The following is a 26,431-nucleotide window of genomic DNA, read 5'->3' on the forward strand; positions in this document are numbered from 1 at the left end:
ATGAACGACTACACGCACTACACGACCGGCGAACCCGTCGCCGACGCCAAGGCCCCCACCGGCCCCGTCGCCGGGCGCTGGGACACCCGCCGCTTCGAGGCCAAACTCGTCAACCCGGCCAACCGGCGCAAGCACACCGTCATCGTCGTCGGCACCGGCCTGGCCGGCGGCTCGGCCGGGGCGACCCTCGCCGAACAGGGCTACCACGTCGTCCAGTTCTGCTTCCAGGACTCGCCCCGCCGGGCCCACTCGGTGGCTGCGCAGGGCGGCATCAACGCCGCCAAGAACTACCGCAACGACGGCGACTCGGTGCACCGCCTCTTCTACGACACCGTCAAGGGCGGCGACTTCCGCGCCCGCGAGTCCAATGTGCACCGGCTCGCCCAGATCTCCGTCGAGATCATCGACCAGTGCGTCGCGCAGGGCGTCCCCTTCGCCCGTGAGTACGGCGGCCTCCTCGACAACCGCTCCTTCGGCGGCGTCCAGGTCTCCCGCACCTTCTACGCCCGCGGCCAGACCGGACAGCAACTGCTCCTCGGCGCCTACCAGGCGCTGTCCCGGCAGATCGCCGCGGGCAACGTCGAGCTGCACCCCCGTACCGAGATGCTCGACCTGATCGTCGTCGGCGGACGGGCGCGCGGCATCGTCGCACGCGACCTCGTCACCGGCAGGATCGACACCTACTTCGCCGATGCCGTCGTGCTCGCCAGCGGTGGTTACGGGAACGTCTTCTACCTGTCGACCAACGCGATGAACTCCAACGCGACCGCCGTCTGGCGGGCCCACCGGCGCGGCGCCTACTTCGCGAACCCCTGCTTCACCCAGATCCACCCCACCTGCATCCCGCGCACCGGCGACCACCAGTCCAAGCTGACGCTGATGAGCGAGTCGCTGCGCAACGACGGCCGTATCTGGGTGCCCAAGGCCAAGGGCGACACCCGCCCGGCCAACGAGATCCCCGAGGACGAGCGCGACTACTACCTGGAGCGCCAGTACCCCGCCTTCGGCAACCTGGTGCCCCGCGACATCGCCTCGCGCGCCGCGAAGAACGTCTGCGACGAGGGGCGCGGCGTCGGACCCGGCGGCCAGGGTGTCTATCTGGACTTCGCGGAGGCCATCGGGCGGATGGGCCGGGCCGAGGTCGAGGAGAAGTACGGCAACCTCTTCGACATGTACGCCCGGATCACCGCCGAGGACCCGTACGCGACCCCGATGCGGATCTACCCGGCCGTGCACTACACGATGGGCGGCCTCTGGGTCGACTACGACCTCCAGACCACCATCCCGGGCCTCTTCGCGATCGGCGAGGCCAACTTCTCCGACCACGGCGCCAACCGGCTCGGCGCCTCCGCGCTGATGCAGGGGCTCGCCGACGGCTACTTCGTGCTGCCGTCCACCATCAACGACTACCTCGCCCGCCATCCGCACCGCGACGATGTCGACGCCTCGCACCCCGAGGTCGCGGAGGCCGTCGCCGATACCGAGGACCGGCTCCATCTGCTGCTGGCCGTCGACGGCGACCGCACCCCCGACTCCTTCCACCGCGAGATCGGTGAACTCATGTGGGAGTACTGCGGGATGGCCCGCAACGAGGAGGGGCTGCGCACCGCGCTCGCCCGCATCCCCCTGATCCGTGAGGAGTTCTGGCGCCGCATCAAGGTCCCCGGCACCGGCGAGGAGTTCAACCAGTCGCTGGAGAAGGCCAATCGCATCGTGGACTACCTGGAGCTCGCCGAGCTCATGTGCCTCGACGCCCTGCACCGCGCCGAGTCCTGCGGCGGCCACTTCCGCGAGGAGTCCCAGACCCCGGACGGCGAGGCCGCCCGCCGCGACGAGGAGTTCTCCTACGGCGCCGCCTGGGAGTTCACCGACACCGGCGAGGCCCCGGTCCTGCACAAGGAAGACCTCGTCTTCGAGTACGTCCACCCCACTCAGCGGAGCTACGCATGAAGCTCACCCTGCGCGTCTGGCGCCAGAAGAACACCGACGCCCCCGGTGCCATGTCCACGTACGAGGTGGACGGCATCTCGCAGGACATGTCGTTCCTGGAGATGCTCGACACCCTCAACGAGGAACTGATCCTCGCCGGTGACGACCCCGTCGCCTTCGACCACGACTGCCGCGAGGGCATCTGCGGCGCGTGCAGCCTCGTCATCAACGGTGACGCGCACGGCCCGGAGCGAACGACCACCTGCCAGCTCCATATGCGCGCCTTCGACGACGGCGACACCATCGACATCGAACCCTGGCGCGCCTCGGCCTTCCCGGTCGTCAAGGACCTGGTCGTGGACCGCTCGGCCTTCGACCGGATCATCCAGGCCGGCGGCTACATCTCCGCCCCGACCGGTACGGCCCCCGACGCGCATGCCACACCGGTGCCGAAGCCGGACGCCGACTTCGCCTTCGAGCACGCCGAGTGCATCGGCTGCGGCGCCTGTGTCGCGGCCTGCCCCAACGGTTCGGCGATGCTCTTCACCTCGGCGAAGGTCAACCACCTCAACGTGCTCCCGCAGGGCGCCCCCGAGCGGGAGACCCGGGTGCTCGACATGGTGGAGCAGATGGACAGCGAGGGCTTCGGCGGCTGCACCCTCACCGGTGAGTGCGCCACCGCCTGCCCCAAGGGGATTCCGCTGCCGTCGATCTCGGCCATGAACAAGGAGTGGCTGCGGGCGACCCGTAAGGCCCGCCGCTGAGCCGCCGCATCGGGCTGCCGCACGGCGAAAGGCCCGAGGGCCCCGGAGGCCGCCCGCCTCCGGGACCCTCGATGCCTCACACGTACCGGGTCAGGACTGGGTGACCGACAGGTCGTCCCCGTACACCGTGCCCTGGCCGTACCAGCCGTGCAGGTAGACCGTGACCGAGCCGCTGGAACCGGTGGTGAAGGTCACCGACTGCTTGGTGTAGCCGCTCGACAGGCCCCAGGTGCTCGCCGTCGCGCCGCCCCGGACGCCGAGGTAGGCGTAGTTCCCCTGCACGTAACCCTGAAGGGTGTACTTGGTGTTGGGGGACAGGGTCAGCGTCTGCGCGCACTCGCCGGTCTGCGAGGAGGTGGCCGCGACGGCCAGCGCGTGGCTGCCGCCGTGCACCGGCGAGGAGACGACCGCGCCGCCGGACTCGCAGGTCCACGGACCCAGCGCGCCGGTCTCGAAGTCACCGTTCACCAGGGACCCCGTGTCGCCGCCGGGACCCGGCACCGTCAGGGTGAACGAGGCCGAGTGGCTGAGGGTGCCGGAGGCGCCGGTCACGGTGACGGTGTACGTGCCGGGGGCCGCCGACGCCGAGGCGCTGAGCGTCAGCGTGGCCGAGCCGCCCGCGGTCACCGAGGTCGGGCTGAGCGCGGCGGTCACCCCGGCCGGGGCGCCGCTCGTGGTCAGCGCGACGGTCTGGGCGGCGCCCGAGGTCACCGCGGTCTTCACCGTGGCGGTCGTGGACCCGCCCGGCTCGACGGTCGCCGACGAGGGGGTCACGGCCACCGAGTAGTCGTCGGTCACCGGGCCGCTGCCGCCGCTCGTGAACGGGGCGAAGGTGTGCGTGAAGTACCAGGTGTCCTGCGCGATACCGGAGCAGGTGTCACTGCCGCCGGTGCCCGGGCAGCCGCCGTTGTCGCGCTGGAGCGCCCAGAACGACAGGGTGTTGACGCCCTTGGAGACGGCCCAGTCGTACACCACGGGCGCGTTGGCCGTGGTGAAGGTCTCGGCCGGTCCGTAGTCGTCGATGCCGGGCATCTCGATGATGCCGGTCATGCCCCACAGCTGGGCTTCGGTCTTCGACGGGTAGAGCTTCGCCAGCTGGCCCTTCAGACCGGTGATCGAGGTCTGGGTGTCCGTGGCCATGTTGTGCGTGGCGCCGTCGTAGTAGTCGAACGTCATGAGGTTGACGACGTCGACCTGCGTGCCGTTGGACACCGCGTTCTTGAGCACCGCGAGACCGCTGCTCGCCAGACCGCTGGTCGTGGTGGGCAGGGTGTACGAGATCTGGAGCGGTCGCCCACTGGCGGCGGCCCAGTCCTGGACCTTCTTGAGCGCCTTGTTGCGGCGGTCGATGCCGGCGCTGTTCGTCAGCGAGTTGTCCTCGATGTCCATGTCGAGGCGGGACACGTCGTAGGTCGTGATGACCTTCTCGTACGCGGCGGCGATCGAGTCGACGTCGGTGCAGCTGTCGGCGATCTCGGTGCCGGTGTTGTCCGCGGTGAAGCCGCCGAACGACGGGATGACGTCACCGCCGCGCGACCGCATCGTGGTGAAGTCGGCGCCGAACTCGGACTGGGCGATCGGCATGCTCGAATCGCCGTTCCAGTACGGGGTACAGGAACCCTTGGTCGCGGTCTGGATGAAGGCCATCGTCAGGTACTTGGCACCGGACGCCTGGGCGAGCGCGGCCGGGCTGTCGCCGTTCCACGCCTCGAAGTACGGGGCGAAGACGTGCGCGGGCATGGGGGTGGCGGCGGTGGTGGCGGCCTGTGCGCCGGCGCCTGATCCGAGGACCAGACCTGCGGACGCGACGGCGGTGGCCAAGGCGCTCAGGACGGCGCCGACTGTTCTTGGACGTCTCATGGGGCAGCTCCCAGCGGGGTGGGACAACGGGCGGATGCACGGCTCGGCCGCGCCCGGGGAGGGGCGCGGCCCGTTCCTGTGATTCCCGGCCGGGGGTCACATGCCGCACGGCGGCGTACGACCGTGCGGCATGCCCATGATTGGTATGGACCAGATAACTGTCAACATTCTTTACTGTTTCATTTCTCTTCCCCGCATCGGCCGCCAACATGCGGGACGCCCGCCGGAGTTGAGCCGGGCCACCCGCTCAGGCAAGCCCGAGAGCCGCCCGCAGATACCCCGCCGTACGGCTCTCCGACGCCTCCGCGACCGCCACCGGCGGCCCCTCGGCCACGATCCGGCCGCCCCGGTCGCCGCCGCCGGGACCGAGGTCGATCACCCAGTCCGCGCCCGCGACCACGGCCATGTCGTGCTCCACGACCACCACCGTGGACCCGGCCGCCACCAGCCCGTGCAACTGCCGCATCAGCACCTCGACATCGGCCGGATGCAGCCCCGTCGTCGGCTCGTCCAGGAGGTACAGCGTGCGACCCCGGCGCGTCCGCTGGAGCTCCGCCGCCAGCTTGATCCGCTGCGCCTCGCCGCCCGACAGCTCCGTCGCGGGCTGCCCGAGCCGCAGATAGCCGAGCCCCACGTCCAGCAGCGTCCCCAGGCTGCGCGCGGCGGCCGGCGTCTGTGCGAAGAACCCGGCCGCCGACTCCACCGTCAGGTCGAGCACCTGGGCGATGTTCAGCCCGCGCCAAGTGACCTCCAGCGTCTCCGGGTTGTACCGCGCGCCGTGACAGTCCGGGCAGGGCGCGTAGGTGCTCGGCAGGAACAGCAGCTCCACCGAGACGAACCCCTCGCCCTGGCACGTCTCGCACCGCCCGCCGGTCACGTTGAACGAGAACCGGCCCGCCCGGTACCCCCGCTCCCGGGCCGGGGGAGTGGCCGCGAAGAGTTTGCGCACCACGTCGAAAAGACCGGTGTACGTGGCCAGGTTGGAGCGGGGTGTACGCCCGATGGGCCGCTGGTCCACCTGCACCAGCCGGTCCACCGCGTCCAGCCCCTCGGCGCACGCGTACCCGGCGGCCGGCCGCTCGTCGCCCCGGTCCTCCGCAGCCCCGCCCCGGTCCGCCAGCGCCCCCGCGAGGACCTGCCCCACCAGCGTCGACTTGCCGGAACCGGAGACCCCGGTCACCGCCGTGAACACGCCCAGCGGGAACGCCGCGTCCACCCCGCGCACGTTGTGCCGCTCCACCCCGTACAGCCGCAGCCACCCCGAGGGCGCGCGCACCTCGCGCGACGGGGGCGGCGCGTCCGGGAACAGGAAGCGCCGGGTGGCCGACTCCGCGACCCCGGCGAGCCCGGCGGGCGGCCCGCTGTGCAGCACCCGGCCCCCGTGCTCACCGGCCAGCGGCCCGACGTCCACGAGCCAGTCCGCCCGCCGCACCACGTCCATCTGGTGCTCCACCACGAAGACCGTGTTCCCTGCTTCCTTCAGCCGCCCCAGCACCGCGAGCAGCGCCTCGGTGTCCGCCGGATGCAGCCCGGCGGACGGCTCGTCCAGCACGTACACCACGCCGAAGAGCCCCGCCCGCAGCTGGGTCGCCAGCCGCAGTCGCTGGAGCTCACCGGAGGAGAGCGTGGGCGCCGTACGGTCCAGGCTCAGATAGCCGAGGCCCAGTTCGGTGACGGTCCCGATGCGGGCGAGGAGGTCCGCCGTCAGCACCCGGGCGGTCCCGTCACCGCCCGCCGCCGCGAGCACACCGGCCAGCTCGGTGAGCGCCAGGCCCGCCAGCTCCGCGATGGTGTGCCCCGCGAACGTCACCGCCATGGCCTCCGGCCTCAGCCTGCCGCCCCCGCACACCGGGCAGGGCTCGCTGCTCAGAAAGCGCTCGGCCTTCGCCCGCAGGGCGGCGCTCTTCGAGTCGGCGAAGATGTGCATCACATAGCGCCGCGCGCTCATGTACGTGCCCTGGTAGGGCCGTTGGATGCGCCCCGCCTCGCGCACCGGATGGACCGTCACCACCGGCTGCTCGTCGGTGAACAGAATCCACTCCCGGTCGGCCGGGTCCAGCTCCCGCCACGGCCGGTCCACGTCGTGGCCGAGCGCGTCCAGCACATCGCGCAGGTTCTTGCCCTGCCAGGCACCGGGCCAGGCGGCGATCGCGCCCTCCCGGATCGACAGCCCCGGGTCCGGGACCAGCAGTTCCTCGCTGGTGCGGTGGACCCGGCCGAGGCCGTGGCAGCGCGGACAGGCCCCGACGGCGGTGTTCGGCGAGAAGGCGTCCGAGTCCAGCCGCCCGGCCCCCTCCGGATAGTCCCCGGCCCGCGAGAACAGCATCCGCAGCGAGTTGGACAGCGTCGTCACCGTGCCCACGGACGACCGGGCGCCCGGCGCCGATCTGCGCTGCTCCAGCGAGACGGCCGGCGGCAGCCCGGTGACCTCGCCGACGGCCGGCGCGCCGACCTGGTGGATCAGCCGCCGGGCGTACGGGGCGACGGACTCGAAGTAGCGGCGCTGCGCCTCCGCGTAGATCGTGCCGAAGGCCAGCGAGGACTTCCCCGAGCCGGAGACACCGGTGAAGACGGTGAGGGTGTCGCGGGGGATGTCGACGTCGGCGTTCCGCAGATTGTGCTCGCGGGCGCCTCGGACCCGGACGTACGGATCGTGGGGCGAGGTCATGGGGGAGAGGTCTCCGTGCTCGGTGCGGTGGGCCGGGGCCCGGCCGTTGGCCGTGCCGGTTGGCCGGACGGGGCGGCCGCTTGGTTTGCTGGCCGCATGAGAAACGACGTCCGGCCGGTGGCCGTGTTCGATCTTGACGGTACGCTCGCCGACACCACGCACCGCCGGCACCACCTGGAGGGCCGCCGGAACTGGGCCGCCTTCTTCGCCGCCGCCGTGGACGACCCGCCGCTGGAGGAGGGCGTACGGCTGGCGCTGGGCAGTGCCGGGGAGTGCGAGATCGTCTACCTCACCGGGCGGCCGGAGCGGTGCCGCAAGGACACCGTGGCCTGGCTGGACCGCCAGGGGCTGCCCGAGGGGCGGCTGCACATGCGGCGCAACGACGACCGCCGGCCGGCGCGCCGGACCAAGCTGGAGATCCTGGAGCGGCTCGGCCGGGACCGTACGGTGCGCATGCTGGTGGACGACGACGAGCTGGTCTGCGACGCCGCCGAGCTGGCCGGATTCACCGTGGTGCGGGCCCGCTGGACCCCGGCGTCGCCCGCGCTCAAGGACGCGCAGGAGCGCGAGGGACGCACCTGAACCGGACCCGCCGCACGGGCGCGGCGACGGGCGGTCGCGTCACTTCGGGTCGTCGAGCCGGAAGCCGACTTTCAGTCCGACCTGGTAGTGCGCGATTCGGCCATTCTCGATCTGCCCGCGCACCTGGGTGATCTCGAACCAGTCGAGATTGTGCAACGTTTCCGAGGCTCTTGCGACACCGTTGCGGATCGCCTCGTCCACGCCTTCCTGGGAGGTTCCTACGATTTCAGTGACGCGATACGTGTGGTTTGACACGATTTGGCTCCTCTCGTTCTTACCAAGGTGCCCTACCTCGGCCCGGTTCGCGAGGGATCGTGGACATCGCGCACGTCCGTGACACCGCTTGACCAAAGTATTGGTCCATACCAAAATCCAGCCACGCCCGTGCGAGCGCAGCCCGCAGTCCCCCACACCGGGTCCGCATATTTCGTCCTGCCGTTCCGCAGAAGGTGAATCGTGAAAAACCGCATGCTCGTCGGAGCTGTCGCCCTTATTTCCACTGTTGCGCTGGGTGGCTGCGGCGTGATCCCCGGAACCGGCGGATCCGGGGACAAGAAGGTGACGATCTGGCTGATGAAGAACAGCGTTACCACCGACTTCCTGGACCGTTTCAAGAAGTCGTACGAGGACGAGCACTCCTCGGTCGAACTGGATTTCAAGATCCAGGAATGGGGCGGCATCGGCCCCAAGGTCCTGGAAGCGCTCGCCGGCAAGGACACGCCCGACGTCATCGAGGTCGGCAACACCCAGGTCGCCCAGTACGCCGACAGCGGCAACCTGCGCGACCTCACCCTCGAATCCATGCGTGACCTGGGCAGAGAGGACTGGCTGCCCGGTCTCGCCGAGCCGGGGAGCATCGGCGGCGTCCAGTACGGAATCCCGTGGTACGCGGCCAACCGCGTGGTGATCTACAACAAGGACATCTTCGAGGACGCGGGCATCGAGAACCCGCCGAAGACGCGCGCACAGTGGATCACCGACACCGAGAAACTGAACCGCGACGGAATCCAGGGCATGTATCTGCCGGGGCAGAACTGGTACGTACTCGCCGGGTTCATCTGGGACGAGGGCGGCCAACTCGCCAGCGACGAGGAAGGCGACTGGGAGGGCACTCTCGACACGCCCGCCGCGCTCAAGGGCATGGACTTCTATTCCCAGCTCCAGGCACTGGGCGACGGGCCCAAGGACGCCGACGAGGAAAAGCCCCCGCAGGCCAATGTGTTCGCCGAGGGGAATGTCGCCCAGATCATCTCCACCCCCAGCACCGCGACCCTGATCGAGAAGAAGAACCCCGAACTCAAGGGCAAGCTCGGCTACTTCCCGATTCCCGGCAAGACCGCCAAGGCCCCCGGCTCGGTGTTCACCGGCGGCTCCGACCTGATCGTGCCGCAGAAGTCCGACCAGCGCGCCGCCGCCTACGAGGTCATCAAGGCGCTGGCCGGGGCCAAGTGGCAGGAGGACCTGGCCAAGACGATGAGCTACGTGCCCAACAAGCCCGCCCTGGCCCATGTCATCGAGGGCGAGGAGAGCACCGCCGCGATGGCTGCGGGCGCGGCGCAGGGCCACGCGACGCCCAACTCCCCGCAGTGGGCCGCGGTCGAGGCCGACAACCCGATCAAGACCTATATGACGGCGGTCCTCCAGGGCGGCGACCCGGCGACCGAGGCGAAGACCGCCTCCGAGAAGATCACCGCGGTGCTCGCCGGCAGCTGACCCCCGGCGCGGGTACGGGACCGGACACCGCCGGCCCCGTACCCGTGACGCACCCGGTCAGTCCACCGTCGACAGGGACAGCGCGAACCGGTCCTCGGAGTCCGTCCACCAGCGGGCCAGCCGGAGCCCCGCAGCGGCCAGTTCGCCGCGCACCCCGTCCTCGCGGAACTTCGCGGACACCTCGGTGCGCAGCTCCTCACCCGCCTCGAACGGCACCACCAGATCCAGCTCCGGAATCTTCACCGTCAGCGACCGGCGGGCCCGCAGCCGCATCTCGATCCACTCCTCGCGCGGATTCCACCGCGCCACGTGCGCGAAATCCTCCGGTACGAAGTCCGCGCCCAGCTCCCGGTCGACGACCGACAGCACATTACGGTTGAACGCCGCCGTCACCCCCGCCGCGTCGTCGTACGCAGCGACCAGCACCCCCTCGTCCTTCACGAGGTCCGTGCCGAGCAGCAGCGTGTCCCCGGGCGTCAGCAGATCGCGTACCGACTTCAGGAACACGGCCCGCTCACCCGGCAGCAGATTGCCGAGGGTGCCGCCCAGGAACGCCACCAGCCGGGGCCCGGGCGTCTCCGGCAGCGTGAGCCCGGCCGTGAAGTCGGCGATCAGCGCGTGTACGGAGAGCCGCGGCCGCTCCTTCAGCAGCGCCTCCGCCGCGCCGCGCAACGCGCTCTCGCTGACGTCGACCGGCACATAAGTGTGCAGGTCCGTCAGCGCGTCCAGCAGGTACCGAGTCTTCTCGGACGAGCCGGAACCCAGCTCCACCAGGGTGCGCGCGCCCGACGCGGCGGCGATCTCGCCCGCCCGGCCGATCAGGATCTCCCGCTCGGCGCGCGTCGGGTAGTACTCGGGGAGCCGGGTGATCTCCTCGAACAGTTCGCTGCCCCGGGCGTCGTAGAACCACTTGGGCGGCAGGGTCTTCGGGTGCCGGGACAGGCCGTGCAGCACATCGGCGCGCAGCGCCGCGTCCGTCGCGTCCTCGGGCAGGGTGCGGGTCAGCAGGAAGGGACTCACGTGCGGGGCTCCTTCAGCGGGGTCAGCAGGACGTCGCCGGCGGTCGCGGTCAGCAGGGTGCGGTCGGGCACCTCGGACCAGCGGGGATCGTCGTCGTACGGCTCCGAGGCGACGACCGTGAGCCGGCCGGGCTCGGTGAGATGCCACAGGGTGTCGCCCCAGGCGGTGGCCACGATGGCGCGGCCGTCGGTCAGCAGCAGATTGAGCCGGGAGCCCGGCGCCGCCTCCGCCACCTCGGGCACGGTGTCCGCCACGGCCTGCGCGAGCGCGTCGCCCGTCGCGAGCCGGTGCCGCACCAGCGCCCACACCAGGGCGGAGTCGTTGCGGGCGGTGAGCCGCAGCAGCTCGGCCGGGGGCAGGGTGGCCGCCACGGACGCCATCGAACCGGGCCAGCCCTTCACCACCCCGTTGTGGCTGAACAGCACCCGGTCCGCGGCGAACGGCGCCGCCGCCGCCTCGCCGTCCGGATCGGCGGCGGTCGCGTCCCGGACCGCGGCGAGCAGGGCGTGGCTGCGGACCACCCGGGCCAGATCGGCGAAGGTCTGGTCGCCCCAGACGGGGCCCTGGCGTCGGTAACGCCCCGGGACCGGGTCGCCCTCCGCGTACCAGCCGACCCCGAAACCGTCGGCGTTGACCGTGCCGTGGCGCTGGCGGCGGGGCTCCCAGGACTGCCGCACCAGGGAGTGCGCCGGGCGCGACAGCAGCTCGCCCAGGGCGACCGGCGGCCCCAGGTAGGCGAGGTGCCGGCACATCAGAGGTCCCTCGCGGTGCGGAACCCCGCGAAGATCTGCCGCCGGACCGGCAGGTCCCAGTTGCGGAACGTGCCCCGGCAGGCCACCTGGTCCACCGCGAACGAGCCGCCCCTCAGCACCTTGTGCTCCGGGCCGAAGAACACCTCCGAGTATTCGCGGTACGGGAACGGCGCGAACCCCGGGTACGGCAGGAAGTCGCTCGCCGTCCACTCCCACACGTCACCGATCAGCTGACCCGCCCCGCACGGCGCCCGCCCGGCCGGATACGCCCCGGCGGGCGCGGGCCGCAGATGGCGCTGCCCCAGATTGGCCCGCTCCGGCGTCGGGTCCTCGTCGCCCCACGGATAGCGGCGCGAGCGCCCGGAGCCGGGATCGTGCCGGGCCGCCTTCTCCCACTCCGCCTCGGTCGGCAGTCTGCGGCCCGCCCAGCGCGCGTAGGCGTCGGCCTCGTACCAACTGACGTGCAGCACCGGCTCGTCGTCCGGCACCGGCTCGGTCACCCCGAAGCGCCGCCGCAGCCACTGCCCGGCGTCCCGGTGCCAGAACAGCGGGGCGCGCAGCTCGTGCTCCCGCACCATCGCCCAGCCCTCGGGCGCCCACCAGCGCCGCTCGTCGTAACCGCCGTCCTCGATGAACGCCCGGTACGCGCCACAGGTCACCGGAGCCGTGTCGATGACGAACCCGGGCACGTCCCGCCGGTGCGCGGGGCGTTCGTTGTCCAGGGCCCACGGCTCGGCCGACGTGCCCATGGTGAACGGGCCGCCGGGCACCAGCACCTCGGCGGGCAGCGCCGGGGCGTCGTCCGCCGGGCGCGGCGGCTCCGGGGCCGTCAGCGCGGCCGGACCCGACCGCAGCTGATGCGTGATCAGCATCGTCTCGTCGTGCTGCTGCTCGTGCTGCGCGATCATCCCGAAGGCGAACCCGGACCTGACCAGCGCCGGCCCGTCACCGAGCGGCGCGGACTCCAGCACGTCCAGCGCCCTGCCGCGCACCTCGGAGGCGTACGAGCGGGCCTCATCGGGCGCCAGCAGCGGCAACGACGGCCGGGTGGCGCGCGGATGCTCGAAGGCGTCGTACAGGCCGTCGATCTCCGGGCGCATCGCCTCCCGCCCCGCCACACCGCGCAGCAACCACAGCTCCTCCTGGTTGCCGATGTGCGCCAGGTCCCAGACCAGCGGCGACATCAGCGGCGAGTGCTGGGCGGTCAGCTCCCGGTCGTCCACGCTCTCGGTGAGGAGCGAGGTGCGCCTGCGCGCGGTGAGCAGCGCGGCGAGCGCGTGCGCGCGCAGCGCCTCGGCGTCCCCGGCGTGCGGGGGCGCGGGGGATTCGGTCATGACAGGGTCCCCTTCGAATGGGCCGGGCGGCGCGCCCCGCCCGTGGTGAGCAGGTCCCGCAGGTCGTCGGCCGGGCATCTGCCCCGGGCGACATAGCGGTCGTGGAAGCCGGCGACCGCGTCCCGTACCGCGACGCCCGCGCCCAGCCGGGGCAGCGCCTCCGCGGCGAGCCGGAAGCAGAGGTCCGCCGCCTGGCGCAGCTCCGGATCGGCCAGTCCGTCGCGGGCGGCCGCGGTCCACAGCGGATTGCGCGGCGCCGAGCCCGTACCGGCCGTCTCGGCGAGCGGCTTCACGGTCCGGTACACCGTCTCGGCGGCCTCCGGGTCGTCGAACAGGGCGGTCGTGACGGCGAGCGGCACGATCCAGCCGTCGTCACCGGGCTGCGCGTCGATCATGCGCAGCTCCAGGTGCCCGCGCGGCCGGGCCGGCGGGAACAGCGTGGTGACGTGGTAGTCGAGGTCGCTCCGGTCCGGCCGCCGGGGCACCCCGGACCGGATCCAGTCGCGGAACGTGAGCCCGTCCGGCACCTGCCACGGCCCCTCGCCCCGTACGCACAGCACGGGCGTGTCCAGGACGTGCGCGGCCCAGGCGTCCCGGGGCGGCAGCTGCCCGTCGGGGGCCAGCGACCGCTTCGGGTCCAGGTCGGCCCACAGCGCCTGGCGGGTGGACCGCCAGGGCGTCGGCGCGCCCGTCCGGAACGGCGAGTTGGCGAAGGCCGCCACCAGGACGGCGCCCAGCAGATGGGCGAGCTGCCAGCGTCGCGCGTAGCCGAGCGGGCCCGGCTCCTCCTCCCCGGCGTCCAGGCAGACCTGGACGGAGGCGGTGGTGCACATCATCGCCCGGCCGGCCGGGCCCCACCGGTCGAGAGCCCGCTCCATGGCCTCGTACCGGGGCTCGCGCAGGAGCCGGCGCGGTGTCTGCCAGGGATCGACGCCCAGGCCGGCCGGAGCCAGGCCCAGTGTGCCGAGGGCGGCGCGTACGGCGATGAGATCGGCGGCGGTGTCCTCGACACACGCCATCAGGGAAGCGGCGGGGCGCGAGCTGAGTTCCAGCTGGCCGCCGGGCTCGAAGGTGAGCGCCGCGCTCAGGGGCAGCGCCCGGACGGCCGTTGCGGCCGCCTCAAGCAGGTGGGGCGGGACGGTGCGGTGCGGGTGGTCACGGTCGTGCAGGAGCCATTCCAGCTCGACGCCCACGGTGCGCGGCGGCCCCGTCTTGAAGCAGATGCCGCGCAGTAACTCCTCCGCCTCGCCCTCACCGAGGGGCGGGGCCTGACCGGGTGGCGGACCGTGGCCGCCGGGTGTCTCGGATGACATGCCGGGCCTCCTTGTTCCGGTGCGTCCGTCCTACCCAAACCGCTGCCGAGGCATCGCACAAGAGTGCGTTCTTCGCCGGAAATTCGATTGCGTGGCCGGGAGAAGAACGGCGAGCATGCCCCGTATGCACCATAAGGGGGAGGGCCCGTGAGCGCCCGGCTGCGCGGAATCGCGCGCGAGACGGAGGCCATCGTCCGGGCGGGTTCCTACCGCGCCGGAAACGGCCGCGAGATCAGCATCGAGAAGGGTGTGGCGGCCGCCCTCGCGGGCACGCGGCTGTACGGCCCCGAGCCGGTGCCGGTGACCGCAGACCGGGACCGGACCCCGGCCATCGAGGTCACCGGCGAGAGCAGCCTCCAGGCCGCCGCCCGGATGACGCGCGAACGCCCCGGCGAGGTCGCCGTCCTGAACTACGCCTCCGCCCGCAACCCCGGCGGCGGCTACCTCAACGGCGCCCAGGCGCAGGAGGAGGCCCTGTGCCGGGGCTCCGCGCTGTACGCCACGCTGCTGCGGGCGCCCGGCTTCTACGCCCACCACCGCGCCGAACGCGGCGTGTTCTACACCGACCGGGTCATCCACTCACCCGGCGTCCCGGTCTTCCGCGACGACCGCGGCCGGCTGCTCGACACCCCGTACCCGGCCGGATTTCTCACCTCACCGGCCCCCAACGCGGGCGTCATCCGCACCCGGACCCCGCACGAGGCGCACCGCATCCCGGCCGCGCTGGCCGCCCGGGCCGAACGGGTGCTGGAGGTCGCCGCGGTGAGCGGCTACCGCCGGCTGGTCCTGGGCGCCTGGGGCTGCGGAGTCTTCCGGAACGACCCGGCGGAGGTGGCGGGCGCCTTCCGCGCGCTGCTCACCGGGGACGGCCGGTTCGCCGGCCACTTCGATGAGGTCGTCTTCGGCATCCTCGGCCGCGACGACGATGCGCCCACCCGGGTGGCGTTCGAGCGGGTGTTCGCCGACCGGGGGTGACCCTCACCCTGAAGTCGAGGGTGAGGGCCGGGGCGCCTCACGCCCAGCCGTAACGCTCCCTCAGCCGCCCGACGACCAGGTCGAACCTGGCCCGGTCCAGGGCGCACGCCTCGCGCCGCATCCCGTCCTCGTGCACCCGCAGGACCCGGTCCAGATCCACCCAGGACGGACGCCCCGAGCTGTCCCAGGGACCCGCGCCCAGCGACACCCACTCCCGGTCCACGTCGTGCTGCTTGCTGGACAGCTGCACGGCCAGCAGCGTGCCCCTCGCCTCCCGCGCCACGACCAGGACCGGCCGGTCCTTGCCGCGCCCGTCGTTCTCCTCGAACGGCACCCACGTCCAGACGATCTCCCCGGGGTCGGGCGAACCGTCCCGGTCGGGCGCGTACGAGGTGCGCACCGGGCCCACCTCACGCGGATCGGCCTCGGCGGTGGCCGCGGAACCGGTCCGGCCCGGGAAGGCGGCCGGCTCGTCGTAACTGTCACTGCGGTGCTGGATCGTCATCGGAACACCCTAGGGCGTGTCTTGCCGAGCAAGGGGGCCGCCCTGTCCAGCCTGCGCGTCGGTGCGTCGCGGCGGTCTGGAAGACTGCGCGGAGCCATGAGCCAGTTACCCGATCAGCCCGCCGAAGGCCCCGTCCCGACCAGCGCCGACGTGGCGCGACTCGCCGGCGTCTCCCGGGCCACCGTGTCCTACGTCCTCAACAACAACGCGCAGGTGCGGATCAGCGACCAGACCCGCCGCCGGGTACGGGAGGCCGCCGACGAACTCGGCTACGTGCCCCACGCCGCCGCCCGCACCCTGCGCGCCGGCCACTCGCGCATGGTGCTGCTGCCCACCGGCAACCTGCCGACCGGCCCCCTGCACCTGCGCTTCCTGCGCGACCTGGAGGCGGGGCTCCGGCGCCTCGACTACACGGTCGTCCAGTACGGCTCGCTCGGCCTCGGCGCCGACGACGCCGCCCGCGCCTGGGCCGAACTCCGCCCCGCCGCCGTCATCGTGCCCGGCTCCGTCCCCCTCGCCCCGCGCGGCACGGCCGTGCTCCGGCGCTCCGGCGCCAAGGCCGTCATCACCCTGGGCCCCCACCCCGTGGAGGGCGCCCACGCCCTGATCATGGATCAGCGCGAGGTCGGCGGCAGCGCGGTGCGCCACCTGCTGGAACGCGGCAGGCGCCGCATCGGCGTGGTGATGCCCGAGGACCCCACCACCACGAACTTCGCCGCCCCACGCCTGGCCGGCGCCCGGGACGCCGCGCTCAACGGCGGCGCCCACGTCGAAGCGCTGCCGCTGCGCTACGAGGAGGAGTCGGCCGCGTCCCTGGCCGCCCGCTGGCCCGCGCTCGGCCTGGACGCCGTCTTCGCGTACGACGACACCTACGCCATGCTCCTGATGCGGGCCCTCCAGGACGCCGGCATCGCGATACCCGCCGAAGCCGCCGTGGTCGGCGCCGACGACTCGATGATCGGGCGGCTGCTGCGGCCGAGGCTCAGCAGCGTACGGATGGAGCTGGCGACCGCCCAGCCGCTGGCCGACCTGGTCGACCGGCTCGTCCGGCACCCCAGGACCCCGCCCGAGCGGCACGACCTGCTGCGCGCCCGCACCGTACGACGGGAATCCAGCTGAACCGGCCCGGCGACGTGCGCCGCGCACCACCCGTGCCTAGCGTCGGACCATGAACGATCCGCAGAGCTACGAAATCCTCATCGTCCCCGAGTTCACCGACGACAAGGCCCCCGCCACCGGAGCAGGCGCGACGGGGGCCAGCGTCAGGGGCGCGGCGGCCAAGGGCTCCGGCGCGGGGGGACCGGGCGCCGCCATCCGGTCGGCCGTGGTCACCGCCACGGGGGAGACGGGCGAGACCGGCTACCCCCGGTACGCGGGCGACGGCATGGTGGCCGACATCGACCCCAGGACCAAGGCCGTCGAGGGCCTGCTCGTGGACGGCTCGGAACTCGCGTACGGGCTCTCGGCCCGGGTCGCGGAGCGCGGCACCGGCACCTGAGGCCGCCCCGCCGGGGAACGGAGGGGCGGCGGCTTTGCTACTGCTGCCCCTCCGACTTGGCCTTCTGCTCGGCCTCGACGGCCTTGCGGACCTCGTCCATGTCCAGCTTCCTGGCCTGGCCGATGACATCCTCCAGAGCCGTCTCCGGCAGCGCGCCCGGCTGCGCAAAGACCGCCACGTTGTCCCGGACGATCATCAGCGTGGGGATCGACCGGATGTCGAACGCCGCCGCCAGCTCCTGCTGCGCCTCCGTGTCGACCTTGGCGAACACCAGGTCCGCGTGGCGCTCGGACGCCGCGTCGTACACCGGGGCGAACTGCCGGCACGGGCCGCACCAGGAAGCCCAGAAGTCGATCAGGACGAACTCGTTGTCGCTGACGACCTGGTCGAAGTTTTCCTTGGTGAGCTCTACGGTGCTCATGCGTTGCTCCCTCTTCGTGTGCCCGTATGAGACGTGTCCGGGTCAACGGTGCCCGATCTCGTGCTATTCCGTGCCTGCCCATGTGGCCGACGCCCACACCCCCCGCCAGAATGGGCCGCATGACACATGGAGCGGAGCCTGTCGCGTACGACGTCGTGGTCATCGGAGCGGGTCCGGTGGGTGAGAACGTGGCGGACCGGGCCCGGGCCGCCGGGCTGACCACCGCCGTGGTCGAGTCGGAACTGATCGGCGGCGAGTGCTCCTACTGGGCCTGCATGCCGAGCAAGGCGCTCCTGCGCCCCGTCGTCGCCCGCGCCGACGCCCGCCGCGTCCCCGGCCTGAGCGGCGCCGTCCAGGGACCGCTGGACACCGCCGCCGTCCTCGCCCACCGCGACGCGTACGCCTCGCACTGGAAGGACGACGGCCAGGCCGCCTGGCTCGACGGCATCGGCGCCGACGTCTTCCGCGGCCACGGCCGGCTGACCGGCCCCAAACAGGTCACCGTCACCGCGCCCGACGGCACCGGACACCGGCTCACCGCCCGGCACGCCGTCGCCGTCTGCACGGGCAGCAGGGCCGTGGTTCCCCGCCTCCCCGGCATCGAGGAGGCCCGCCCCTGGACGAGCCGTGAGGCGACGAGCGCCAAGGAGGTCCCCGGCCGGCTCGTCGTGGTCGGCGGGGGAGTCGTCGGTGTGGAGATGGCCACCGTGTGGAACGCGCTCGGCGCGAAGGTCACCCTGCTGGTACGCGGCAAGGGGCTGCTGCCCCGGATGGAGCCGTTCGCCGGTGAGCTGGTCGCCGGGGCGCTGACCGAGGCCGGAGCGGACATCCGTACGGGCGTCTCGGCCACCGCCGTACGCCGCCCGGGTGGCGACGGCCCGGTCACCGTGGAACTCGACGACGGCGGGAGCGTGGAGGCCGACGAGGTCCTCTTCGCCACCGGCCGCGCCCCGCGCACCGAGGACCTGGGCCTGGAGACGGTCGGCCAGGAACCCGGCACCTGGCTCGTCGTGGACGACACCTGCCGGGTCGAGGGCACGGACTGGCTCTACGCGGCCGGCGACGTCAACCACCGGGCGCTCCTGACCCACCAGGGCAAGTACCAGGCACGCATCACGGGCGACGCGATCGGCGCCCGCGCGCAGGGCAAGCGGCTGGACACCGCCCGCTGGGGCGCCCACGCGGCGACCGCCGACCACGCGGCCGTCCCGCAGGTCGTCTTCACCGACCCGGAGGCCGCGTCGGTGGGCCTCTCCCTCGCCGAGGCGGAACGGGTCGGCCGCCGGGTCCGCGCCGTCGACTACGACCTCGCCTCGGTGGCCGGGTCCGGTCTGTACGCGGACGGCTACCGGGGCCGCGCCCGCATGGTCGTGGACCTCGACCGCGAAGTCCTGCTGGGCGTCACCTTCGTCGGCCCGGGCATCGGCGAACTGCTCCACTCGGCGACGATGGCGGTCGCGGGCGAGATCCCCATCGACCGGTTGTGGCACGTGGTTCCGTCGTACCCGACGATCAGCGAGGTGTGGCTGAGGCTGCTGGAGACGTACCGGGGGTAGGCGCCGCGTGCGGGACCTCCGCGATGCGATCAGGCCGGGGGCGCGCTGTCGCTGGTGGTGACGCGGACGTGGTCCACGACGAGTTCGCCGGGGAAAACGGTGTTGCCGTCGGGGTCGCCGGACCCGCCGGCGAGTGGGCGTCCGGCGCGGAGGTTCCAGCGCCCCGAGCGCCCGGTCAGTTCCGTCAGCGTGAGCGGGGCGACGTCGAGGCGCCAGAACGCCTGCGGCGGCAACGCCAGCGCGTGGACCACGGCCGCGCGCACCAGGGGCGGTTCGGCGACGGCCAGCACCCGGCCGGCACCGGTCAGCGAGTCGAGCCAGGCGCCCGCCCTGGCGCACAGGCCGAGCAGCGACTCGCCGCCGTGCGGGGCGGCCGACGGGTCGCCCAGCCAGGCCGCGACCCCGTCCGGCTCCCGCGCACTCACCTCGTCCAGCCGGGCCCCCGACCAGCGCCCCAACTCCCAGTCCCGCAACCCCGGTTCGCCCGTCGAGCGCAGCCCCAGCGCCTCCGCCGTCCGGGCGCACCGCTCGGACGGCCCGTGCACTGCCCGGTCCGTTTCCGGGACGTGGGGCGCGGCCAGCCGGGCCGCCCGCACGCCGGACGCGTCGAGCGCCGCGTCGCCGGCGAACCGGGCCTCGCGCAGCGCCGCGTTCATCGCCGGTGAGATCAACATCACCCGTACCGTCATTACCACCCTCAACTTCCCGAACACCGGCCCCACGGCCAAGCACACCATGGCATCCGGGCCCCACGGACCGCTTGTAAGGGGCATGGCGGTGCCCGGTGTCCAGGGGGTATGGTCGCGGCGACATGACGAGGGTGTGAAGGAAGTCCGGTGAGAATCCGGCACGGTCGCGCCACTGTGTACCCGCGCACGCGGGAAGTCAGACCCAGCACCTTCGTCTCAGGCACCACGATCGGGACGCGTGTTCCCACAGGAGGTTCTGCCATGGCGCAGACTGCTGCCCCCGCCACCGGCGCATCCGCCATCACCCCCATCTCCCTGAAGGCCATTGCCCCTTGGGCGGTCTTCTTCGGCATCCTCATGCTGGTCCTGCTCTACTTCGTGGGCGCCGAGCAGGGCGCCACGGCCGTCATCTCGGGCGAGGGCGTCCACGAGTGGGTCCACGACGGCCGCCACCTCCTCGGCTTCCCCTGCCACTGACCGACCGACCGGCTGATCCAGGGGAATCCCTCATGAACTCCATATCCGTCAGAGCCCTGCTGGTCCGCGGCATGCTGGCCGGACTGGTCGCGGGCGCGCTCGCGCTGCTCGTCGCCTACTTCCTCGGCGAGTCCCGGGTCGACTCGGCCATCGCGCTCGAAGAGGCCGCGCACAGCGCCCACGGCCACGACCACGGCGCCGCCGAGGAACTCGTCAGCCGCGGCATGCAGTCCACCGCGGGCCTGGCCACCGGTGTGCTCGTCTTCGGCGTCGCGGTCGGCGGCATCGCCGCGCTCGTGTTCTGTTACGCGCTGGGCCGGATGGGCCGGTTCGGCCCGCGTGCCACGGCCGCGCTGATCGCGGGCGCCGCCCTGGTGAGCGTGTACATCGTGCCGTTCCTGAAGTACCCGGCCAACCCGCCGGCCGTCGGCAACCCCGACACCATCGGCAAACGCACCGCGCTGTTCTTCCTGATGGTCGCCCTCAGTGTGCTGCTCGCGGTCGCCGCCGTCATCGTCGGCAAGCGCCTCGCACCCCGCCTGGGCAACTGGAACGCGACGGTCGCCGCGGCCGCCGGTTACGTACTGCTGATCGCCCTCGCCTATGTGTTCCTGCCCTCGTTCAACGAGGTCGGCAAGGACTTCCCGGCCACGCTGCTGTGGCAGTTCCGGCTGGCCACGCTCGCGGTGCAGGCCACGCTGTGGACCACCTTCGGCCTGCTCTTCGGCCACCTCACCGAACGCCTGCTGGTGCCGAGGGCCGACACGGCCGCGGACGGCCGGGCGAACCGGACCGCCGCCGCGGTGGGCTGACGGCCGGCCGCGTACGTGCCGCAACGGGCGGAGCCCGCCGGGTGATCACCGGTGGGCTCCGCCCGTTTCTACGCCGTCCACTCGGCCAGGTAGTACTTCAGCGACTCGTCCTCGTCCACGAGGCGCATCCCGGCCGCCGTCATGACGCGCTGCGAGGCGATGTTGCCGGTGTCGGCGTCCCCGCGCACCCGGACGACGCCCTGTTCCCGGGCGAACCGCAACAGCGCCCGAAGCGCCTCGGAGGCGTAACCCCGCCCGCGTGCCGACTCCACCAGCCCGTAGCCGATCGTGACACTCCGCCGCTCGTCCGGCGCGGCGTGGAAGCCGATGCCGCCGATGACCACACCGTCTTCGCGGAGCCGTATCTCGTACGAACCGAAGGGGGTCGGATCGCCGCTCCTCAGACACGTGACGAGGAAGCGCGCGGCGGCCCCCCGCTCGCCGGGGGAGGGGTAGCCGGGCGCCCAGCGCGTCCCGGCCGGCGGCGAAGCGGTGGCGACGAACTCGGCGTAGGCGGGGGTCATCGGGCGCAGGACCAGGCGCGGCGTTTCAAGGTCGGTCATGGTCCTCTGGACTATCACGCGCCCGCCGCTTCCGGCACCCGAAATACGACAGGTGCCCGTACGCGGTTACGCGGACCCGAGGTCACCGGACAGCGCGGCGGCCAGCCGCAACTGCGTGTCCGCCTCGGCCTGCCGCCCCTGGCGCTCCAGGGTCCGGCCGAGCATCAGCCGGGCGTAGTGCTCCACCGGATCGCGCTCCAGAACCGCACGAAGCTCCGTCTCGGCCCGCCCGAGGCTCGCCGAGTGGTAGTAGGCGCGGGCCAGCAGCAGCCGGGGCGCGACCTGCTCCGGAACCTCCGCGACGAGTCCGTCCAGGATGCGGGCCGCGGTCGTGTACTCCTTCGCGTCGAAGAAGAACCCCGCGCGCTCCCAGCGCTCGGCGGCGGTGCCGAACTCGTAGTAGCCGTCGCTCATGTCGTCTCCTCGGTCGGTCGAGCGTCCGATCCTCACAACACCGGCAGGTGGTTTAACATTCCACTAATTGTCCGGCGTGGGTGCCATCCGTCCCCACCCGCGGCGGAATAGGTTGAGCGCCATGAGCAATCTCGATCGCCAGGCCGTCCCCACCGTCTGCGGGGGCCGTGGTTTCGTCGTCGCGGAGCCCGTACGTGAGCTGCTCGCCCCGCGCAAGGTGCGGCTCGGCGAGTCCACCGAGGTCCGCAGGCTGCTGCCCAACCTGGGCCGCCGGATGGTCGGCGCCTGGGCCTTCGTGGACCACTACGGCCCCGACGACATCGCCGACGAACCCGGAATGCAGGTGCCGCCGCACCCGCACATGGGCCTCCAGACCGTCAGCTGGCTGCATGAGGGCGAGGTCCTGCACCGCGACAGCCTCGGCAGCCTCCAGACGATCCGCCCGCGCGAACTGGGCCTGATGACCTCCGGCCGCGCGATCAGCCACTCCGAGGAGAGCCCCAAGCGGCACGCCGCCCTGCTGCACGGCGCCCAGCTCTGGGTGGCACTCCCGGACGCGCACCGCTTCACCGAACCCCACTTCCAGCACCACGGCGACCTCCCCGAGGTCACCGCCCCCGGCCTCACGGCCACCGTGATCCTGGGCGACCTGGACGGCGCCACCTCACCCGGCACCACGTACACCCCTCTCGTGGGCGCCGACCTCACCCTCACCCGGGGCACGCGGACCCGGCTCCCCCTGAACCCCGACTTCGAGTACGCCGTGCTCGCGATGTCCGGCGAGGCCGAGGTCGACGGCGTCCCGGTCCTCCCCGGCTCCATGCTCTACCTCGGCTGCGCCCGCACGGAACTCCCCCTCCGCGCGGAGTCCGACGCAAGCCTGATGCTCCTGGGCGGCGAGCCGTTCGAGGAGGAACTGATCATGTGGTGGAACTTCGTGGGCAGGACCCAGGAGGAGATCACGCGAGCCCGGGAGGACTGGATGTCCGGCGACCGATTCGGCACCGTACACGGCTATGACGGGCCGCCGATCCCGGCGCCGGTGCTGCCGGACGCGGCGTTGAAGCCGCGGGGGCGGGTGCGCTGAGCCCCGGCCTCCGCGTTCGACGGGTACCGCTTCCTCCGTGATCGGACTCGCGGCGGCGGACGCCTATGAGGTGGGCGGCTACGCCCGTGTCGAGGTGACCTTGCGCTCGGGAACCCGCGCATGGGTGTACCTGGACCGGGCGAGCGCCGAGACGGATACGGTCCGGGAGTGGCTGCGGAGTATCGAGGTGTTCGCCGGTCCGCTTCCGGACTTCGACCCGGCCGTTGCCCCGGCCGAGCCGGTCGGCCTGTTCATCGCCTGGCTCCGCGCTGCTCTCGCCGCCGGTGTGCCCGATGCACACGCCATGACCTTGCTCGGCCTGGCCGCGGCGTGCGGCCGCGACTCCGGCTCCACCTCGGCCGGCGCCACCGATCAGCTGCGGACGGTGCTCACCGAGGCGGGCGCGTGCTGGGTGGTCGACACGGTGGCGTGCCGCGGGGGCCCGATAGCACCTCCGGACAAGCCGGGCTGGTCATTTACTCGTCGTTGGGAAGGAGTTGACCTGCTGGTTTGCCGTCTTGGGTGTGTGCGTGCTTCGTCGTCGCGGTAGTCGTAAATCAGCCAGGTGTGTAAACGTACACCTTTGTTCAAGGTGTGAATGAAGTGGTCGGGCCCTCGTGCGGCCCTGACCTGCGGCCACTGGGACGGGGGCACGCGTCCGCACGGCGTGTGTCCCGGGCATCGCGACCGCCGATCAGCGGCTGAAACGGCACATTCCGACCCCATGCCGTGAGGCGTAAAAGCTTCTGCCTCTTCGCGCTTTCGTGATTTACGTTTGTTCTCGTGCCGGAGCGAGAAATGCCCGGCCGCTCTATTGGCTTCAACCTTTAATCGGGGCGCGGGGCAAAGGGAAAGTTCCCTCATCGGGCCGATTCGTCAAGCCTCCACACCGAAGGGTGGTTTCGTGGTCGGAGAGCCGATCCGGATAGTCGTAGCCGCAGATGACGGATACGCATTCCCGCTGGCGGCCTCGGTGAGGTCCATTGTGGACAACGCGCACCAAGACAGACCGCTTGAGGTCGTCATCCTGTCGTGCGGGATATCCGCCGAGTCCAAGCGCAGGCTGTCCGCGTCCTGGGACACCGGGCCGAACTGTCTCATCCGATTTCTGGATGTCGACGTGAACAGCCTGTCGGCCTGGCCGACCTCGTCCTCGCTTCTGAGCCATCCGACGTCGGCGACCTATGCCCGCCTCCTGCTGCCGCAATTGCTTCCAGAGAGCTGGAGCAAGGTCATCTACCTGGACGCGGACACGATCACCCTGTCGTCCTTCGACGCACTCTGGGAGCTGGATCTTGGCGGGCTGGCGGTCGGGGCGGTGATCGATCCGTTCAACCCGCTGATCGGCAGTCCGCGGGGTGTGCAGTGCTGGGAGGAGGTCGGTCTCGATCCCGACGCCCCCTACTTCAATGCCGGCATGCTCGTCATCAACCTGGATGTGTGGCGAAGAGAGCGGGTCGCCGCGAGAGCGCTCGCATATGTCGAGAGTCATGCGGACTGCATAGGGCTCCTCGACCAGGAGGCTTTGAACGCCATCGTCAACGGCGAATTCCTCGCGGTGGACGAGTCCTGGAACATGATGGACGTACGGTATGCGGATTCGCACCCGGCGGCCGGCGGGGCGACGCCTCCGCCGGTCAGTGAAGCCGCCCTGCGCCATCCGCGTGTACGTCATTTCACAGGAAAGCGGAAGCCCTGGAAAACGGGTTACCGCAACTCCGATTCCGTAGACCTCTTCTTCTCTTATGCCGACCGGACCCAGTGGGCCGGGAGCCGGGCCGGACGAGAGCTGAGCCAGGGGCCAGTGCCCCATGACCGGAAGACGGCAAAAAAGTGACCACCGCAGTCAGTTTCCTTTTTGATGTTTTGGAAGACCTCGACGTCGGCCATGTGTTCGGGGTGCCCGGCCAGGCGATCATGTCGATCTACAACGAGCTGCACGACCGGGGCCACCCGGAAGCGGTGCTCTGCGCGCACGAGACGGGCGCGGCCTTCGCCGCCACCGGATGGGCGCAGGTCCGAGGCACGGTCGGGGTGTGCTGCGCGACGACCGGGCCCGGAGCGCTGAACCTGATGACCGGCGTCGCGACCGCGTACTCGGAGGGCATTCCGCTGCTGGTCCTGACCGGCCAGTCGCCGCTGGGCGCTTTCGGGACGAGGGCCTACCAGGAGTCCACGAGCTTCGCGCGCGGAGTGGACACCGTCGCCGCCTTCGCGCCGGTCACCAAGAGCAGCAGCCTCGCGGTGAGCGGCGATCACCTCGTCAGGCTGCTGGTGAGCGGTCTGGCGCTGGCCCGGGACGGGCGCGCGGGCCCCGTGCACATCAGCGTGCCGAGGGACCTGTGGGACCAGCCGTTGACGCTGCCGCATCTCGACCGTCTGCGCGCCCGCGTCGTGGAAGACCGCCGGCTGCCGTCCCCCTCCGCCGGTGAACTGCACGCGTTGGAGCAGGAGTTGGCCGACGCGAACGCGCCCGTCATCCTGGCCGGCCGTGGCGTGGCCAGTGCGCGGGCCGGCGACGAAGTCGTGCGGTTCGCTCAGGCGCGTAACATCCCGATCGTCACCACGGTACGAGGCAAGGGCGCCCTGCCCGCCACCGTACCGCTGGTCCTGGGACACGTGGGAGCGGGCGAGGACCCGGCACTGCCCGCATGGTGGGCGCGCACGCAACCCGACCTCGTCCTCGCGGTGGGAACGTCCCTGAGCGGGATGTCGCTCGGTGGCCTGGCGGGTCTCCCCGCGCCCGGCCGTGTCATCTCGGTCAACGTCGACACCGAGGAAACCGGCATTCTGTGGCCCGCCGACAAGGTCCTGCCGGGGGATGCCGCAGCGGTGTTCGGCACCCTGGCGGAGTCCGCGGAGAAGACGACCGCTCCGCCCCTTCGCACGGAGCTGCTGCCCAGGACGCCGCAGCCGGACGCGGCCGGTTCCGATGCCTCGTACGACGAGCACATGCACCCCGGGGAGGCCCTTGCCGCGGTACGGGACGCTCTGCCGGCCGAAGCGCGGGTGCTCCCGGACAGCGGGAGCCACTGGATCTGGTCGATGCGGATATTCCGCGCCGCGTACAGCAACGCGATCCTTCCCGGACGGTCTCTCGGCGGGATGGGGCAGGGCATCGCCGCGGCGATCGGCGCGAAGGCCGCGGACCCGGACCGGCCCGTGGTCTCGGTGACCGGCGACGGCAGCTTCCTGATGCACGGCGGCGAGGTGGCCACCGCGGTGAACCACCACATCCCGGTGCTCTGGGTCGTCGTGAACGACGCCGCGCTCGGCCGTATCCGCTCCGCCCAGATCCAGGACTTCGACGGGCGGATCATCTCGACCGAGTTCCACGAGATGGACTTCGCCGAGGTGGCCGCGGGGCTGGGACTGTGGTCCCGGCGGGTCGAGAAGCTGGACGAGATCCCGGCGGCGGTCCATGACGCCCTCGCGTCCGGCCGGCCCGCGCTGCTGGACCTGCGCGTCCGCCGCGCCGATCCTCCGCTGGGCGGATGAG

26 protein-coding genes and 1 riboswitch are annotated in these 26,431 nt (G+C 71.9%); of the genes, 14 read left to right on the forward strand and 12 right to left on the reverse strand.

All coding sequences use genetic code 11. From position 1 onward, the window contains the following. Both OG338_RS28165 and OG338_RS28170 read left to right on the forward strand, forming a co-directional pair. Window positions 1-1,950 (forward strand): fumarate reductase/succinate dehydrogenase flavoprotein subunit, encoded by a 1,950-nt coding sequence (locus OG338_RS28165; protein ID WP_405940036.1) that lies wholly within the window; start codon window positions 1-3, stop codon window positions 1,948-1,950. After that, window positions 1,947-2,693, forward strand: a complete 747-nt coding sequence (locus tag OG338_RS28170; RefSeq protein ID WP_405940037.1) for a succinate dehydrogenase/fumarate reductase iron-sulfur subunit — start codon at window positions 1,947-1,949, stop codon at window positions 2,691-2,693. The genes OG338_RS28165 and OG338_RS28170 overlap by 4 nt, the downstream gene beginning before the upstream one ends. A 90-nt stretch (window positions 2,694-2,783) precedes the next feature. Here the strand turns inward: OG338_RS28170 and OG338_RS28175 are convergent, their stop codons facing one another. Continuing rightward, a complete protein-coding gene (locus OG338_RS28175; RefSeq protein WP_405940038.1) occupies window positions 2,784-4,553 on the reverse strand; it encodes a glycosyl hydrolase family 18 protein in 1,770 nt (589 codons plus the stop codon). Window positions 4,554-4,800: 247 nt separating this feature from the next. After that, window positions 4,801-7,221 carry an ABC transporter gene (locus tag OG338_RS28180; protein ID WP_405940039.1) on the reverse strand — a complete coding sequence of 807 codons (2,421 nt, stop codon included), beginning with the start codon at window positions 7,219-7,221 and terminating at the stop codon, window positions 4,801-4,803. Window positions 7,222-7,317: 96 nt separating this feature from the next. Between OG338_RS28180 and OG338_RS28185 the strand changes: the two genes are divergently transcribed. Then, a complete protein-coding gene (locus OG338_RS28185) occupies window positions 7,318-7,803 on the forward strand; it encodes a hypothetical protein (RefSeq protein WP_405940040.1) in 486 nt (161 codons plus the stop codon). A 39-nt stretch (window positions 7,804-7,842) separates the two neighbouring features. On the opposite strand, the gene OG338_RS28190 is transcribed toward OG338_RS28185, so the two are convergent. Then, entirely contained in the window at window positions 7,843-8,058 is a 216-nt protein-coding gene (locus OG338_RS28190) for a dodecin (protein ID WP_073967229.1), read from the reverse strand. 201 nt (window positions 8,059-8,259) lie between these two features. Between OG338_RS28190 and OG338_RS28195 the strand changes: the two genes are divergently transcribed. Continuing rightward, the gene (locus OG338_RS28195; RefSeq protein ID WP_405940041.1) at window positions 8,260-9,516 is read left to right on the forward strand and encodes an extracellular solute-binding protein; all 1,257 of its coding nucleotides are present in this window, start codon (window positions 8,260-8,262) and stop codon (window positions 9,514-9,516) included. A gap of 57 nt (window positions 9,517-9,573) precedes the next feature. Here OG338_RS28195 and egtD read toward each other — a convergent pair whose 3' ends face one another. Genes egtD through egtA form a run of 4 tightly spaced genes read right to left on the reverse strand, consistent with a single transcriptional unit; the run spans window position 9,574 to window position 13,935 of the window. Then, entirely contained in the window at window positions 9,574-10,536 is a 963-nt protein-coding gene (egtD, locus tag OG338_RS28200; RefSeq protein WP_405940042.1) for an L-histidine N(alpha)-methyltransferase, read from the reverse strand. Then, entirely contained in the window at window positions 10,533-11,288 is a 756-nt protein-coding gene (gene egtC, locus OG338_RS28205) for an ergothioneine biosynthesis protein EgtC (protein ID WP_405940043.1), read from the reverse strand. Before egtC ends, egtD begins: the two co-directional genes overlap by 4 nt. Continuing rightward, the gene (gene egtB, locus OG338_RS28210) at window positions 11,288-12,622 is read right to left on the reverse strand and encodes an ergothioneine biosynthesis protein EgtB (RefSeq protein WP_405940044.1); all 1,335 of its coding nucleotides are present in this window, start codon (window positions 12,620-12,622) and stop codon (window positions 11,288-11,290) included. The genes egtC and egtB overlap by 1 nt, the downstream gene beginning before the upstream one ends. Continuing rightward, a complete protein-coding gene (gene egtA / locus OG338_RS28215; RefSeq protein ID WP_405940045.1) occupies window positions 12,619-13,935 on the reverse strand; it encodes an ergothioneine biosynthesis glutamate--cysteine ligase EgtA in 1,317 nt (438 codons plus the stop codon). The genes egtB and egtA overlap by 4 nt, the downstream gene beginning before the upstream one ends. Before the next feature lie 147 nt (window positions 13,936-14,082). Here egtA and OG338_RS28220 point away from each other — a divergent pair, with 147 nt between their 5' ends. Then, complete coding sequence (locus OG338_RS28220; protein ID WP_405940046.1) at window positions 14,083-14,910, forward strand: TIGR02452 family protein; 828 nt, start codon at window positions 14,083-14,085, stop codon at window positions 14,908-14,910. Window positions 14,911-14,947: 37 nt separating this feature from the next. Here OG338_RS28220 and OG338_RS28225 read toward each other — a convergent pair whose 3' ends face one another. Continuing rightward, on the reverse strand, window positions 14,948-15,415 hold the full coding sequence (locus tag OG338_RS28225; protein ID WP_405940047.1) for a type II toxin-antitoxin system PemK/MazF family toxin: 468 nt from the start codon (window positions 15,413-15,415) through the stop codon (window positions 14,948-14,950). A 96-nt stretch (window positions 15,416-15,511) separates the two neighbouring features. On the opposite strand from OG338_RS28225, the gene OG338_RS28230 reads away from it, so the two are divergent. Both OG338_RS28230 and OG338_RS28235 read left to right on the forward strand, forming a co-directional pair. Continuing rightward, window positions 15,512-16,534 carry a LacI family DNA-binding transcriptional regulator gene (locus OG338_RS28230; RefSeq protein ID WP_405940048.1) on the forward strand — a complete coding sequence of 341 codons (1,023 nt, stop codon included), beginning with the start codon at window positions 15,512-15,514 and terminating at the stop codon, window positions 16,532-16,534. Window positions 16,535-16,583: 49 nt separating this feature from the next. Beyond that, window positions 16,584-16,913, forward strand: coding sequence for a hypothetical protein (locus tag OG338_RS28235; RefSeq protein ID WP_405940049.1), 330 nt, complete (start codon window positions 16,584-16,586; stop codon window positions 16,911-16,913). A gap of 37 nt (window positions 16,914-16,950) precedes the next feature. Here OG338_RS28235 and trxA read toward each other — a convergent pair whose 3' ends face one another. Next, a complete protein-coding gene (trxA, locus tag OG338_RS28240) occupies window positions 16,951-17,334 on the reverse strand; it encodes a thioredoxin (protein WP_405940050.1) in 384 nt (127 codons plus the stop codon). A gap of 119 nt (window positions 17,335-17,453) precedes the next feature. Between trxA and OG338_RS28245 the strand changes: the two genes are divergently transcribed. Beyond that, window positions 17,454-18,890: a dihydrolipoyl dehydrogenase family protein gene (locus tag OG338_RS28245; protein WP_405940051.1), complete on the forward strand. Its 1,437-nt coding sequence runs from the start codon at window positions 17,454-17,456 to the stop codon at window positions 18,888-18,890. A 29-nt stretch (window positions 18,891-18,919) separates the two neighbouring features. Here OG338_RS28245 and OG338_RS28250 read toward each other — a convergent pair whose 3' ends face one another. After that, entirely contained in the window at window positions 18,920-19,579 is a 660-nt protein-coding gene (locus OG338_RS28250; protein WP_405940052.1) for a histidine phosphatase family protein, read from the reverse strand. A 124-nt stretch (window positions 19,580-19,703) separates the two neighbouring features. After that, a riboswitch (adenosylcobalamin (AdoCbl) riboswitch) is annotated at window positions 19,704-19,795 on the forward strand. A gap of 45 nt (window positions 19,796-19,840) precedes the next feature. Here OG338_RS28250 and OG338_RS28255 point away from each other — a divergent pair. Both OG338_RS28255 and OG338_RS28260 read left to right on the forward strand, forming a co-directional pair. Then, the gene (locus tag OG338_RS28255) at window positions 19,841-20,056 is read left to right on the forward strand and encodes a CbtB-domain containing protein (RefSeq protein ID WP_018099889.1); all 216 of its coding nucleotides are present in this window, start codon (window positions 19,841-19,843) and stop codon (window positions 20,054-20,056) included. A 32-nt stretch (window positions 20,057-20,088) separates the two neighbouring features. Next, entirely contained in the window at window positions 20,089-20,868 is a 780-nt protein-coding gene (locus OG338_RS28260) for a CbtA family protein (protein WP_405940053.1), read from the forward strand. Window positions 20,869-20,936: 68 nt separating this feature from the next. On the opposite strand, the gene OG338_RS28265 is transcribed toward OG338_RS28260, so the two are convergent. Together OG338_RS28265 and OG338_RS28270 are read right to left on the reverse strand one after the other, a co-directional pair. Beyond that, a complete protein-coding gene (locus OG338_RS28265) occupies window positions 20,937-21,431 on the reverse strand; it encodes a GNAT family N-acetyltransferase (RefSeq protein WP_405940054.1) in 495 nt (164 codons plus the stop codon). A 66-nt stretch (window positions 21,432-21,497) separates the two neighbouring features. Next, the gene (locus OG338_RS28270; RefSeq protein ID WP_405940055.1) at window positions 21,498-21,845 is read right to left on the reverse strand and encodes a tetratricopeptide repeat protein; all 348 of its coding nucleotides are present in this window, start codon (window positions 21,843-21,845) and stop codon (window positions 21,498-21,500) included. 121 nt (window positions 21,846-21,966) lie between these two features. Here OG338_RS28270 and OG338_RS28275 point away from each other — a divergent pair, with 121 nt between their 5' ends. The 4 genes from OG338_RS28275 to OG338_RS28290 all read left to right on the forward strand — a co-directional run bounded on the left by OG338_RS28275 (window position 21,967) and on the right by OG338_RS28290 (window position 26,430). Beyond that, window positions 21,967-22,932, forward strand: coding sequence for a pirin family protein (locus OG338_RS28275; RefSeq protein WP_405940056.1), 966 nt, complete (start codon window positions 21,967-21,969; stop codon window positions 22,930-22,932). A 37-nt stretch (window positions 22,933-22,969) separates the two neighbouring features. Continuing rightward, a complete protein-coding gene (locus tag OG338_RS28280; protein WP_405940057.1) occupies window positions 22,970-23,482 on the forward strand; it encodes a hypothetical protein in 513 nt (170 codons plus the stop codon). Window positions 23,483-23,836: 354 nt separating this feature from the next. Then, entirely contained in the window at window positions 23,837-24,769 is a 933-nt protein-coding gene (locus tag OG338_RS28285; RefSeq protein ID WP_405940058.1) for a glycosyltransferase family 8 protein, read from the forward strand. Next, a complete protein-coding gene (locus tag OG338_RS28290; RefSeq protein ID WP_405940059.1) occupies window positions 24,766-26,430 on the forward strand; it encodes a thiamine pyrophosphate-binding protein in 1,665 nt (554 codons plus the stop codon). Before OG338_RS28285 ends, OG338_RS28290 begins: the two co-directional genes overlap by 4 nt. Window position 26,431: the final 1 nt, after the last annotated feature.

The sequence above is a fragment of the Streptomyces sp. NBC_00726 genome, assembly GCF_045161735.1.
Lineage (GTDB): Bacteria > Actinomycetota > Actinomycetes > Streptomycetales > Streptomycetaceae > Streptomyces.